Here is a 12,743-nt window from a genome sequence, read left to right as displayed (position 1 = left end):
CGCCAAGCTCGGCCTGGTCGGCCTGATCAACACACTCGCCCAGGAGGGCGCGAAGTACAACATCAAGGCCAACGCGCTGGCCCCCATCGCCGCCACCCGGATGACCGAGGACATCCTCCCGCCGGAGGTTTTCAAGAAGCTCACCCCGGAGTACGTCGCCCCGGTGGTCGCCTACCTGTGCACCGAAGAGGTGCCGGACAGCGCGTCGGTGTTCATCGTCGGCGGTGGCAAGGTGCAGCGCGCCGCGCTGTTCCAGAACGACGGCGTGACCTTCGATCATGTGCCGACCGTTGACGATGTGGCTGCAAACTGGTCCCAGATCGACGACCTGTCGGTGCCCAAGCCTGCCGCATTCAAGCTGTAGTACGTGAAAGCTCTTGTCGCTCAGGAGCTCTGCGGACCACCGGGCCTGATCTACACCGATGTTCCAGAACCGCAGCCATCACCGCACGCGGTCATTGTCGATGTGCGGGCCGCGGGTGTCTGCTATCCGGACCTGTTGCTGATCGGCGGCCAATACCAACTGAAGCTGGAGCCGCCCTTCATTCCGGGTACCGAGGTGGCGGGTGTGGTGCGTTCGGCACCGGAGGGTTCCGGTTTCGCGCAGGGCGACCGGGTCTGCGGGATGACGATGCTGGGTGGCTATGCCGAACAGGCCGCCGTCCCTCTGACCTCGGCGATGCATACGCCGCCGGAACTTGATGACGGCCAAGCGGTTTCGCTGTTGGTCAACTATGTGACGGCGTATTTCGCGCTGAAGCGCCGGGCCGTTCTTCAGCCCGGTGAGACGGTGCTGGTGCTTGGTGCAGCCGGTGGTGTGGGCACCGCCGCCATTCAGGTGGCGAAGGCCTTGGGCGCCACGGTCGTGGCGGTGGTGCACCGCGACAAGGCCCGCGATTACGTCACCGGTCTTGGCGCCGACGTGGTGCTGCCGATGACGCCAGGCTGGTCGGCGGCGGTGCGCGAGCACACCGGCGGCCACGGAGCCGACGTGGCGGTCGACCCCGTCGGCGGGGAACCATTCGACGAAGCAATCCGGGCGCTGGCCATCGAGGGTCGTTTGGTGGTGCTCGGCTTCGCCGCCGGCGGTATCCCGAGCATCAAGGTCAACCGGCTGCTGCTGCGCAATGTCGGGGTACTCGGGGGCGGCTGGCGCGAGTTCGTCACCGCCAAGCCGGAGGTGCAGGCCGAGGTCATCGGCGGGCTCAACGATCTTGTCGCCAAGGGTCTCAAACCGCCTGCGCCGCAGCGCTATGCCCTCGCCGAGGGCCGCGCCGCGCTGGAGAGCCTGGCGGCCGGCGGCGTGTACGGCAAGGTGATCCTGGAGCCGTGAGCACCGGCGGACTGATCGGAGTCGCGGTGGCCATCGCCGTCGGCCTGGTCGGCATTCTGGTGCCGCTGCTGCCCGGAACCCTGCTGGTCTGGGCGGCCATCGCGGTCTGGGCCTTCGTTGTGGGCACCAACTCAGCCTGGGTTGTTCTCGGTGTGGTCACCGCGATCCTTGGCGGCACGCTGCTGATCAAATACCTGTGGCCTGCCAAGCGGATGCGGGCCGCTGACGTCAGTGGCGCGACGATGGCCGCCGGGGCGGTGGGTGGCATCATCGGGTTCTTCGTCATCCCGTTGGCGGGCCTGCTGGTCGGTTTCGTTCTGGGTGTTTATCTCGCCGAGTTGGCTCACCGCCGCGATCAGCGACGCGCCTGGGCGTCGACTGTGCACGCGGTCAAGGCGGCGTTGCTATCGGTCGGGGTCGAACTGACCGGCGGTCTGCTGGCCACCGCGGTCTGGGTAGCCGGGGTGCTAGTCCAGTAGCTGCGCGCGCAACCGGGCGATATCGTCGGCGGCCACACCGGCGGCGGATAGGTAGCCCGGCAATCCGCCGTAGGTTTCGTTGAGCACGCGGTGCGCGCTGTCCAGATACTCCTCGCGTACCCCGAGTACCTCCTCGGTCAGCCGCGACTCGGCGAAGGACGCCACCTCCGGTGTCATGCCGTCCCGGCTGCGCACCGAGTCCAGGATGCGATCCCGCAGAGAGCTGACCGCAGCGTTGGACTGCAGATAGTCGGCGAGGATCGCGTCGCGGTCTATGCCGGCGGCCTCCAGTGCAACCGCGACGGCGAATCCGGTGCGGTCCTTGCCCGCAAAGCAGTGCGCCAGAACGGGGCGTCCCTCGCCAAGCATGGTGATGATCAGGTGGACGGCCCGCTGTGCCCCGCCCAGGGTCGGGAACCGCTCGTACTCCTGGGTCATCCACCGCCGCGCCGCCTCGGCGGGCTCTTCGTCGGATTGCTCCGTCATCATCTTCTGCCAGCTGGTCTCGTGCGGGGCTGCGCCGTCATCGGCATGAGCATCGGCATGGGCATGGGACAGATCCGGGAACGGAAGATGGTGTACCACAACACCCTTGGGTACCGCGCCGGCACCGCGGCGCTCGAGTTCGACCTGGGATCGCAGATCAGCCACATCGCTGATGCCCAGACCGTTCATCCGTTCGCGGCCGACCTCATCGAGGTTGCTGAGCTCACTGGACCGGAAGAGGCGCCCCGGGCGCACCCCGGTCAGCCCGGCGACGTCACGGAAGTTCCATGCGCCGGAAAGTTGTTCGTGCCCCTCCGGTGTCCTGCTCACCCCCGCGTCACCGCTGCGGCCATCGCACTCTGCTCGCGCCCCAGTTCGGCCTTTGCGACGGTGCGGAAGTGCACCTCGTCAGGACCGTCGAAGAGCCGCATGGCGCGCTGCCAGCTGTACATCCGTGCCAGCGGGAAATCTTCACTCACTCCAGCCCCACCGTGTACCTGGATGGCCCTGTCGATGACGTTGCAGGACATCTGCGGGGCCACCGACTTGATCTGTGACACTAGAGCGAACGCCGCCCGGTTGCCGTGGTTGTCGATGGTCCAAGCGGCCTTCTCGCACAGCAGCCGTGCCTGATCGATCTCGTTGCGGCTCAGCGCGATCTGATGCTGGACCATGCCCTGCTCGGCCAATGGCTTGCCGAATGCGATGCGGGTGCGGGCACGTTCGGTCATCAGCGCCAGCGCACGCTCGGCAACACCGATCGCGCGCATGCAGTGGTGGATGCGCCCCGGCCCCAAACGGGCCTGTGCGATGGCGAAGCCCATTCCCTCCTCGGCCACCAGGTTCGACGCCGGCACCCGGACGTTGTCATAGATGATCTCAGCGTGGCCGGGTTGATCGTGGAAGCCGAACACCGTCGTGGAGCGCAGGATGTTGATCCCGGGGGTGTCGGTGGGCACCAGGACCATCGACTGCTGCTGATGCGAGGCCGCGTCGGGGTTGGTGCGGCCCATCACGATCAGGATCTTGCAGCGCGGATCCATGGCACCTGATGTCCACCACTTGCGGCCGTTGATGATGTAGTCGTCACCGTCACGGATGATCTCGGTCTGAATGTTGCGGGCATCAGAGGAGGCGACGGCCGGCTCTGTCATCGAGAAGCCGCTGCGGATCTCGCCCGCCAGCAGCGGCTCGAGCCACTGCTTCTTCTGTTCGGCGGTGCCGAACATGTGCAGCACCTCCATGTTGCCGGTGTCCGGTGCGGCACAGTTGACGGCCTCGGGGCCGATCTCGGTGCTCCAGCCGGATAGCTCGGCCAGGGCCGCGTACTCCAGATAGGTCAGCCCCGACTCCGACGGCAGGAACAGGTTCCACAGCCCGCGGTCCTTGGCCTTGACCTTCAACTCCTCGACTACCGGCGGGACGGTGTGATCTCCGGGGCCGGCCGCGGCTCGGTATTCGTCGTACGACTTCTCCGCCGGAAGCACCTCGTCGGCCATGAACTCGGTCATGCGTTTGTGGTAATCGGCGCCCTTGGCTGACATGGCAAAATCCATACCGCCACGATATACAGCCGCGGGTATCGGCTGATTGGGGGACACCGAAGTCCCCCACGGTTGGAGCCGACCGGTCGACGGTCCGAGGCGTTCGCAGGCGCGACAGTTGTCCCATGAATGACACCAGGAGCCCCGTCACCACCTACCCGGCCTACTTCACCGCCGCGGGCGCCGACACCTTCGAGCCGACCCCGTCTGCGGCCGGCTACTGGGGCGAGGGCCTGCTGAGCGGACCCGCCGTCGCCGGACTGGCCGCCCATACCTTGGAACAGCGTTTTGGTGATCCGGACTTCCAGCCGGCTCGGTTCACCATTGATCTGCTCAAGCCGGCCCGGCAGATGCCGATCCGCATCCAGACCCGGGTGATCCGGGATGGCCGGCGGGCCCGTTACACCGAGTGCGACATCCTGCAGGGCGACTGGATCGTCGCGCAGGCCACCCTGGTGTCCTACCGGCGCTCGGTGGCCCCGGCCGGCATCGGGTGGACGGCGCAGGCCGAATTCGTCCCGCCCACCGGGGCTGCCGGTGACGTGGTGTTCGTCGGCAGCGATGACGCCGGTTGGACCCCGATGGGCGAGAACCACCAGAACACCTCGCGCAAGCGCGCCTACTACCGCGGTCTGGAGGTCATCGACGGCGAGGAGGTCAGCCCGTTCGTTCGTGCGGTGATCGTCTCCGAGGCCGCCACCAACCTGGTCGCGCACCTGGGCACGGCCGGCATCGGCTACATCAACGGCGACCTGACGGTGGCGCTGTCGCGGCTGCCGGTCAGTGAGTTCATCGGCGTGCAGGCGGATTCGCAGTGGGCGGCCGACGGCGTCTCGGTCGGCAACGCCACCCTGTTCGACGACGCCGGTCCGTTCGGCACCGCGATGGTCACCTCGCTGGCCAATCCGGCGGCCCGGATCGACTTCGCCGAAGCCACCACGGTCAGTGCCCCGGGATCTGAACTTTTCAGCGCCAACCATGGATGATGACCCCGTGACGACGAGTCGACCGCGGGTCTGGTTCATCACCGGCGCCTCCCGGGGTCTGGGCCGGGAGTGGGCGACCGCCGCCCTGCGGCGCGGCGATCACGTGGCCGCCACCGCCCGCGACACCGCTGCCCTGGACGACCTGGTCGCCGGTTACGGCGATGCGGTCCTGCCGATCCGGCTCGACGTCACCGACCGGGCCGGGTGCATCGCCGCCGTCAAAGCGGCCCACGACCATTTCGGCCGCCTCGATATCGTCGTGAACAACGCCGGAATCGGTCACTACGGCTTCGTCGAGGAACTCACTGAAGCCGAGCTCCGCGCGCAACTGGACACGAACCTTTTCGGCGCGCTGTGGATCGCCCAGGCTGCCCTGCCCTATCTGCGCGGCCAGGGGGAGGGGCGGATCCTCCAGGTGTCCTCGATCGGCGGAATCACGGCGTTCCCGGAACTCGGCGCCTATCACGCCTCGAAGTGGGCGCTCGAGGGTCTGTCCCAGTCATTGGCGCGGGAGGTCGCGCCGTTCGGGGTGCGCGTCACCATTGTCGAACCGGGCGGTTTCAACACCTCCTGGGTCGGCTCCGCCGGACAGTCGCCGCACCACCCCGAGTACGCCGAGGCGCACCGCCGTTCCGAGCAGGCCCGGGCCGAGCGGATGGGCCTCAATAGTGAGCCGGGGGCGTCGGCGGAGGCCATCATGAGACTGGTCGACGATCCAGACCCGCCGCTGCGCATGTTCCTCGGAGAGTTCCCGCTCCAGCTGGCCAGAGCGGAGTACGAGGACCGGCTGGCAACCTGGGAGCGGTGGCAACCAGTCGCGGCCGCGGCGCAGGGATAGGGGCTCAACGGTGAAATTACGGACGGCCGGCGCGGTGCTGTGGATGCTGCGCTGGGATCTGCTGGCGGTTCTCGTGGTTGCCGGCATCATGATGTGGCTCTCGGACAAGGTCCCCTACGCCAGCGTGGCGCAGATCGTGCCGCTGATGGGCGTGGTGGTCTCCATCTTCATCGGCTTTCGCAACAGCAGCGCCTACAACCGCTGGTGGGAGGCGCGAACCCTGTGGGGAACCATGATCGGCAACTCCCGCTCGATCGCCAATGCCCTTGTCGCCGTGGATAACTGCACCGAGTCGATGGCCGAGGTGATCGACCGGATGCGGCGCCGCCAGGTGCGCTACGCCTGGGAGCTGGCAGCGGAGTTGCGCGGTGTCCCGGCCGGGCCCGGGGTCGCAGCGCTGACCCCCGAGGATCGGGCCGACGCCACGTCGCGGGAGCTGCTCACCGCGCAGTCTGTGGAGATCCGCGATATGGCCAACAAGGACTGGATCGACCGTCAGGGCCGGACTCTGCTGGTGAACCAGATGACCGCGCAGTCCGCGGCGGCGGGCGGTCTGGAGCGGATCCGCAACCAGCCGATCCCGTGGCCCTACGCCGCCTTCATCCGTACGGTTGCATGGTTCTTTGCGATCATGGTCTGCACCCGGCTCGATGTGGCCGGCCACGACAGCGGGATCGGCGTGCTGGTGAGCATCCTGGTCATGGCGATGTTCGTGGTGGCCGAGCGGATCGGCTCCTTCCTGGAGAAGCCGATGACCCCCGGCCCGTTCGGTCTGACGATGGACCGCTTCTGCACCGTGATTCAGAACGAACTGCTCGGACCGCCGGATAAGCTTCCGGCCGGGAAAGCTACCAGTGGTGCATTGGTTCAGGAGAAATGAGGCACCCATGACCAAGTCCCCCTTCAACCGCCGCGTCTTCCTGGCCGGCAGCCTGGCCGCCGCCGGCGGGGCCGCCCTGGCCGCATGCGCCAAGACCGCCACCCCGGCGGGCAGCACGCTGACCACCCAGCCGACCGCCGTGCCGGGCAGCCTCGACGCCGCAATCAAGGCCGCCGAGGCGGCCCGTCCGCACACCGGCAAGACGGTCAACGCTACCCTGAACCCGCGGCCGGTGACCGTCGACATCGGCGGCAAGGTGATCAACACCCTCGGCTACGACGACACCATCCCGGGTCCGATCATCCGGGCCAACGTCGGCGACGAACTCGAAGTGCTGGTCAACAACAAACTGGCCATGCCCACCTCGATGCACTGGCACGGCATAGCGCTGCAGAACGATATGGACGGCGCCCCGCCGGCCACCCCGAACATCGCGGCCAACACATCGTTCACCTACAAGTTCTCCGTCCCGGACGCCGGCACCTACTGGGCGCATCCGCACACCGGGGTTGAACTGGACACCGGCCTCTACATTCCGGTGATCGTCGACGACCCGAAGGACGCCGGGTCCTACGACGCCGAATGGATCGTGATGATGGACGACTGGACCGACGGTGTCGGCCGCTCGCCGCAGCAGATCCTCAAGGACCTCGAGAGTGGCGGCATGGGCGCCATGGGCGGCGGTATGGGTGGAATGGGGGGCGGTCAGAGCGCGCTGCTCGGCGGCGATCCAGGTGACGTGATCTACCCCTACTACATCATCAACGGCCGAATCCCTGAGGCGCCAACGACGTTCAGCGCCAAGCCGGGGCAGCGTATCCGGATCCGGTTCATCAATGCGGGCTCCGACACCGCCTTCCGCGTCGCATTGGCCGGGCACACGATGACCGTCACCCACACCGACGGCTTCCCGGTGGTGCCCACCGAGGTCGATGCGCTGCTGCTCGGCATGGGTGAGCGATACGACGTGATCGTGACCGCCGCCGACGGCGTCTTCCCCCTAGTGGCGCTGGCCGAGGGCAAGAACGCCCAGGCGCGCGCCCTGCTGTCCACCGGTGCGGGCAGCGTCCCGCCGATGGACTACCAACCGGCCGAACTCAACGGCCGCGTCGGCGTCATCGACATGTTCACCGCCACCCCGGAGGCGCAACTGAAATGGTCCAAGGCGGACAGCGAGATTCAGGCTGACCTGACCGCGTCGGACACCAAGTACCAGTGGGGTATCAACGGTCCATTCCCGGACAACAAGCCACTGACCATCAAGCAGGGTCAGCAGGCCGTCATGACGTTCGCCAACAAGTCCCGGATGTGGCACCCCATGCATCTGCACGGACACACGTTCGCGGTGCTCAACGCCAAGGGCGAACTGGGCGCTCGCAAGGACACCGTCATCGTGGTGCCGAACCAGACGGTCAAGGTCGCCATCCTCGCTGACAACCCGGGATACTGGCCGATGCACTGCCACAACACCTATCACGCCGAGGCCGGCATGCTCACGACCTTCGATTACCTGGTCTGACGGGCATGCGCGAGACGTTCAACAACCAGCGGGTACGGGTGGTGGTCGCCGACGACCACCCGCTGTTCCGCGAGGGACTGGTCCGGGCACTGGCCAGCAGCGGGCAGGTCGTGGTGGTCGGGGAAGCCGACAACGGCCCGGCCGCACTGGAATTGATCCAGAAGGAGTCCCCCGACGTTGCCCTGCTGGACTATCAGATGCCGGGAATGGACGGCGCCCAGGTGGCCGCCGCGGTGGTGCGTGACGAACTGCCGACCCGGGTGCTGCTGGTCTCGGCACACGCCGACTCCGCGTTGGTCTATCACGCTCTGCAGCAGGGCGCGGCCGGCTACCTGCCCAAGGAGTCCTCCCGCAGCGAGATCATCACCGCGGTGCTGGACTGCGCGGCCGGCCGCGACGTGCTTGACCCCAAGCTCGCCTCGGGTCTGGCCGCCGAGATCCGTCGCCGCGCGGAGCCGACCGGCCCGACGCTGAGCGGCCGCGAGCGTGAGGTGCTCAAGCTGATCGCCGAGGGGTGCAGCATCCCGATGATCGCCAAGCAACTGTTCCTCGCGCCCTCGACGGTGAAGACGCACGTGCAGAGGCTGTACGAGAAACTCGGCGTCGGCGACCGGGCGGCTGCGGTGGCCGAGGCCATGCGCCGCGGCCTACTGGAGTAACGATGCGCAGGGCGGTCGAGCGACTGCTGGACTTCCTCACCAGTGAGCCGCTGCGGATCCGATCCTTCCTCCGGTTGGCGTTGATCGTCCTGATCGCCCTGCTGGTGTATCTGACGCACACCGCGCACTGGCTGGCCGGGGTGTTCGTCGCGATCCTGGGCGTCTACGCGATCGTCGCGGTGGTCTGGCTGGTGACGATCCTCGTCGTCGAGCCCCGGCGGTGGTTCCCGTGGGCATCGACTGCCACCGACGTGATCTTCGTTCTCGTTTTGTGTGTGGTGTCCGGTGGTGCGACGACATCGCTACTGCCGATCTTCTTCCTGCTGCCCATCTCGGTGGCATTCCTGGACAGCCCGCTGATCACCGCAGCGCTGAGTCTGAGCGCGGCGGCCGGATATCTGTTCGCCTGGTTCATCTATGCGGTGCGCGACCGGATGGTCGCCATCCCGGCGGTGGTCTACGTCCAGGTCGGCTGCTTACTGTGGCTGGCGGCCGCACTGACCGGGTTGTCGTTCACCCTCAAGCGGCGCGCGACGCGGGTGGCGAACCTGCTCGAGGTGCGCCGCCGGTTGGTATCGGAAACCATGCAGGCCGACGAGCGGCACAGCCGCGAACTCTCCGAGCAGCTGCACGACGGCCCGCTGCAGAATCTGCTGGCCGCGCGGCTGGATCTCGAGGAACTCCGGGCCAACCCCACCGACGAGGGCTTCGACCGCCTGGATGCCACCCTGCGGGAATCCGCCACGGCCCTGCGCACCACCGTCTCGTCGCTGCATCCCCAGGTACTCGACCAGGTCGGTCTGTCCGCCGCGGTGGGCGATCTGGTGTCCAAGTTCGAGCAGCGCTGGGGGATACCGGTTGAGACCGATATCGACGACGTCGGGCAACCCGGGTGCCGGGCGATGATCTTCCGGGCCGCTCGTGAACTGCTCGCCAACGTGGCCAAGCACGCCCGGGCCACCCGGGTGGAACTCGGCCTGCACCGCGACGGTGATCGGGTGAGGTTGCGGGTCGCTGACGATGGCGCCGGATTCGAGCCGGAAGTCCTCGCCCGTCGGGTGGCGGAGGGCCACATCGGACTGGCTTCCCTGGTGGTCGGCATCGCCGCCCTCGGCGGCGTGGTCGATCTGGAAACCGCCCCCGGCTCGGGGACCACGGTCACGGTCACCATGACCAACGAGCCGGTCCACGATGTCCATCCCTCGGATGGGGGAACTGGGCTTATCCTCCCTGCTCCTGTTCGGGGATAGCCCCACCCAGAGGTTAGGGTGTCCTGCAGCCGCCGGCACCCTCCGGCACGTCCGCGTGGAGAAAGCAACGCAGGAGCCCATGACAGAAACCAAGACGAGCGTCGGCGTGGTCGCCGAGTCCGGTGCCGACGAGCGCCGGGTGGCCCTGGTGCCCAAGGCGATCGCGGCGCTGGTGAACAGCGGAGTGGCCGTGGTGGTGGAATCCGGTGCCGGCGAGCGGGCGCTGTTGCCCGACGAGCTCTACACCGCGGCCGGTGCGACGATCGGCGACGCCTGGGGGTGCGACGTCGTGGTCAAGGTGGCCCCGCCCAGCGCCGCCGAGGTGGCCAGGCTGCGGTCCGGTCAGACGCTGATCGGATTCCTGGCGCCCCGCAACGCCGACAACCAGATCGGCGCGCTGAAATCGGCTGGGGTTCAAGCATTCGCGGTCGAGGCGATCCCCCGGATCTCCCGCGCCCAGGCGATGGACGCACTGTCCTCCCAGGCCAATGTTGCCGGATACAAGGCGGTGGTACTGGCCGCCAGCGAGTCCACCCGGTTCTTCCCGATGCTGACCACCGCGGCGGGGACCGTGAAGCCGGCCACCGCGCTGGTACTCGGTGTCGGTGTGGCCGGCCTGCAGGCACTGGCGACCGCCAAGCGGCTCGGCGCCCGCACCACCGGGTACGACGTGCGGCCCGAGGTTGCCGATCAGGTGCGCTCGGTGGGCGCCCAGTGGCTAGACGTCGGCATCGACGCCGCCGGAGAGGGCGGTTACGCCCGCGAGCTCACCGACGAGGAGCGCGCCCAGCAGCAGAAGAAACTCGAGGAGGCCATCAGCGGCTTCGACATCGTGATCACCACCGCGCTGGTGCCCGGCCGCCCGGCGCCCCGCCTGGTGACCGCGGCGGCGGTGCAGGGGATGAAGCCGGGTAGCGTCGTCATCGACCTAGCCGGTGAGACCGGCGGCAACTGCGAGCTCACCGAGCCCGGGCAGACCGTCGTCAAACACGGTGTCACCATTGCCTCGCCGCTCAATCTGCCCTCGACCATGCCCGAACACGCCAGCGAGCTGTACTCCAAGAACCTGACCTCGCTGTTGGAACTGCTCATCAAAGACGGCGCACTCGCACCGGATTTCGAGGACGAGGTCGTCTCGGCCTCATGTGTGACGAGAAGCTGAGAGGCGACCATGTACACCCAACTTCTGGCCAATCTCGCGATCCTGGTGCTTGCCGGTTTCGTCGGTTTCGCGGTCATCTCCAAGGTGCCCAACACCCTGCACACCCCGCTGATGTCGGGCACCAACGCAATCCACGGCATCGTGGTTCTCGGTGCACTGCTGGTGCTGGGCAACCTCCCTGCCGACGCGCACTGGGGGGTGCGGATCATTGCCTTCATCGCGCTGATCTTCGGCACCCTCAACGTCATCGGCGGCTTCCTGGTGACCGACCGCATGCTGGGCATGTTCAAGGGTAAGAAGAAGGAACTGCCCGCTGCGGCGAAGGAGCTCACCAAGTGAACTACCTCGTCGACGCCCTTTATATCGTTGCTTTTTCGCTGTTCATCTACGGTCTGTCCGGTCTGACCGGACCCAAGACGGCGGTGCGCGGTAACTGGATCGCCGCCACCGGCATGGGCATCGCCGTCGTAGCGACCCTGATCAAGATCCGCGACACGGCGCCGATCAACTGGATACTCATCGTCGCGGGCCTGGCCATCGGTGTGATCCTCGGTGTGCCGCCGGCCAAGAAGACCAAGATGACCGCCATGCCGCAACTGGTCGCGCTGTTCAACGGTGTGGGCGGCGGCACGGTCGCCCTGATCGCCTGGGCGGAATTCATTGAGACCAAGGGCTTTTCGGAGTTCAAGCCCGATCAGATCCCGACTGTAGCACTGGTGGTCGGCTCGCTGTTCGCCGCGATCATCGGATCGGTGTCATTCTGGGGATCGCTGGTTGCCTTCGCCAAACTGCAGGAAACGATCATTCCGAAGAATGTCGAGAAGGCATTCGTCAAGGGTGCCAAGGTCTTTCAGGCCGCCAATATCGTCCTGCTGATCATCGCCGTCGCGGCCGCGGTCTACATCGGCCTGAACCAGGGTCTCTCGGTCTGGTGGATCGTCCTTCTGCTTGTGCTCGCGGGCATCATGGGTCTGTTCGTGGTGTTCCCCATCGGTGGCGCCGATATGCCGGTGGTCATATCGCTGCTCAACGCGATGACCGGATTGTCAGCGGCCGCAGCCGGATTGGCGCTGAACAACACCGCGATGATCGTCGCGGGCATGATCGTCGGCGCGTCGGGTTCCATCCTGACCAACCTGATGGCTGTGGCGATGAACCGGTCCATCCCGGCGATCGTCTTCGGTTCCTTCGGTGGTACCGACGACGTGGGCGGTCCGGCCGGCGGAGACCAGGGTCCGATCAAAGCCACCTCGGCGGCCGATGCGGCCATCCAGATGGCCTACGCCAATCAGGTGATCGTGGTCCCGGGTTACGGTCTGGCCGTCGCCCAGGCCCAGCACGCGGTCAAGGAGATGGCCGACCTGCTCGAGTCCAAGGGCGTGGAGGTCAAGTTCGCCATCCACCCGGTCGCCGGGCGTATGCCGGGCCATATGAACGTGCTGCTGGCCGAGGCCGACGTCGAGTACGACGCGATGAAGGAAATGGACGACATCAACGGCGAATTCCCGCGCACCGACGTGACGTTGGTGATCGGCGCCAATGACGTCACCAATCCGGCGGCGCGGACGGACCCGTCCAGTCCGATCTACGGAATGCCGATCCTCAAC

General features: G+C 67.0%; 13 protein-coding genes and 1 pseudogene. 12 read left to right on the top strand and 2 right to left on the bottom strand.

Annotated elements, in window-relative coordinates; genetic code table 11:
* From ACR2JI_RS15540 to ACR2JI_RS15530, 3 genes and pseudogenes are all read left to right on the top strand, one after another.
* Positions 1-364, top strand: a pseudogene (locus ACR2JI_RS15540) (serine/threonine protein kinase); the annotation flags it as partial.
* A 3-nt stretch (positions 365-367) separates the two neighbouring features.
* Positions 368-1,333, top strand: coding sequence for an NADPH:quinone oxidoreductase family protein (locus ACR2JI_RS15535; protein ID WP_526391544.1), 966 nt, complete (start codon positions 368-370; stop codon positions 1,331-1,333).
* On the top strand, positions 1,330-1,812 hold the full coding sequence (locus tag ACR2JI_RS15530; protein WP_526391542.1) for a DUF456 family protein: 483 nt from the start codon (positions 1,330-1,332) through the stop codon (positions 1,810-1,812). The genes ACR2JI_RS15535 and ACR2JI_RS15530 overlap by 4 nt, the downstream gene beginning before the upstream one ends.
* Here the strand turns inward: ACR2JI_RS15530 and ACR2JI_RS15525 are convergent.
* Both ACR2JI_RS15525 and ACR2JI_RS15520 read right to left on the bottom strand, forming a co-directional pair.
* Positions 1,801-2,628: a tyrosine-protein phosphatase gene (locus ACR2JI_RS15525; protein ID WP_526391540.1), complete on the bottom strand. Its 828-nt coding sequence runs from the start codon at positions 2,626-2,628 to the stop codon at positions 1,801-1,803. The two genes, ACR2JI_RS15530 and ACR2JI_RS15525, sit on opposite strands and share 12 nt — an antisense overlap.
* Entirely contained in the window at positions 2,625-3,854 is a 1,230-nt protein-coding gene (locus ACR2JI_RS15520) for an acyl-CoA dehydrogenase family protein (RefSeq protein WP_526391538.1), read from the bottom strand. Before ACR2JI_RS15520 ends, ACR2JI_RS15525 begins: the two co-directional genes overlap by 4 nt.
* A gap of 113 nt (positions 3,855-3,967) precedes the next feature.
* On the opposite strand from ACR2JI_RS15520, the gene ACR2JI_RS15515 reads away from it, so the two are divergent.
* The 9 genes from ACR2JI_RS15515 to ACR2JI_RS15475 form a co-directional block, all read left to right on the top strand.
* A complete protein-coding gene (locus tag ACR2JI_RS15515; protein WP_526391536.1) occupies positions 3,968-4,828 on the top strand; it encodes an acyl-CoA thioesterase domain-containing protein in 861 nt (286 codons plus the stop codon).
* Positions 4,821-5,666 (top strand): SDR family oxidoreductase, encoded by an 846-nt coding sequence (locus ACR2JI_RS15510; protein ID WP_526391534.1) that lies wholly within the window; start codon positions 4,821-4,823, stop codon positions 5,664-5,666. Before ACR2JI_RS15515 ends, ACR2JI_RS15510 begins: the two co-directional genes overlap by 8 nt.
* Before the next feature lie 10 nt (positions 5,667-5,676).
* The gene (locus tag ACR2JI_RS15505) at positions 5,677-6,546 is read left to right on the top strand and encodes a bestrophin family protein (protein WP_526391532.1); all 870 of its coding nucleotides are present in this window, start codon (positions 5,677-5,679) and stop codon (positions 6,544-6,546) included.
* A gap of 7 nt (positions 6,547-6,553) precedes the next feature.
* Positions 6,554-8,065, top strand: coding sequence for a multicopper oxidase family protein (locus ACR2JI_RS15500; RefSeq protein ID WP_526391530.1), 1,512 nt, complete (start codon positions 6,554-6,556; stop codon positions 8,063-8,065).
* A 5-nt stretch (positions 8,066-8,070) separates the two neighbouring features.
* Positions 8,071-8,724 (top strand): response regulator transcription factor, encoded by a 654-nt coding sequence (locus ACR2JI_RS15495; protein WP_526391528.1) that lies wholly within the window; start codon positions 8,071-8,073, stop codon positions 8,722-8,724.
* Between the two features lie 2 nt (positions 8,725-8,726).
* Positions 8,727-9,974, top strand: coding sequence for a sensor histidine kinase (locus ACR2JI_RS15490; RefSeq protein ID WP_526391526.1), 1,248 nt, complete (start codon positions 8,727-8,729; stop codon positions 9,972-9,974).
* Between the two features lie 79 nt (positions 9,975-10,053).
* The gene (locus tag ACR2JI_RS15485; protein ID WP_526391524.1) at positions 10,054-11,136 is read left to right on the top strand and encodes a Re/Si-specific NAD(P)(+) transhydrogenase subunit alpha; all 1,083 of its coding nucleotides are present in this window, start codon (positions 10,054-10,056) and stop codon (positions 11,134-11,136) included.
* 9 nt (positions 11,137-11,145) lie between these two features.
* Positions 11,146-11,475 (top strand): proton-translocating transhydrogenase family protein, encoded by a 330-nt coding sequence (locus ACR2JI_RS15480; RefSeq protein WP_526391522.1) that lies wholly within the window; start codon positions 11,146-11,148, stop codon positions 11,473-11,475.
* Positions 11,472-12,743, top strand: a 1,272-nt coding sequence (locus tag ACR2JI_RS15475; protein WP_526391520.1) for an NAD(P)(+) transhydrogenase (Re/Si-specific) subunit beta, incomplete at its 3' end; no start/stop codon positions are given. The genes ACR2JI_RS15480 and ACR2JI_RS15475, both read left to right, overlap by 4 nt.

Source organism: Mycobacterium sp., from assembly GCF_051006775.1.
Taxonomy (GTDB): Bacteria; Actinomycetota; Actinomycetes; order Mycobacteriales; family Mycobacteriaceae; genus Mycobacterium.
This window is presented reverse-complemented; position numbering and strand designations above follow the sequence as displayed.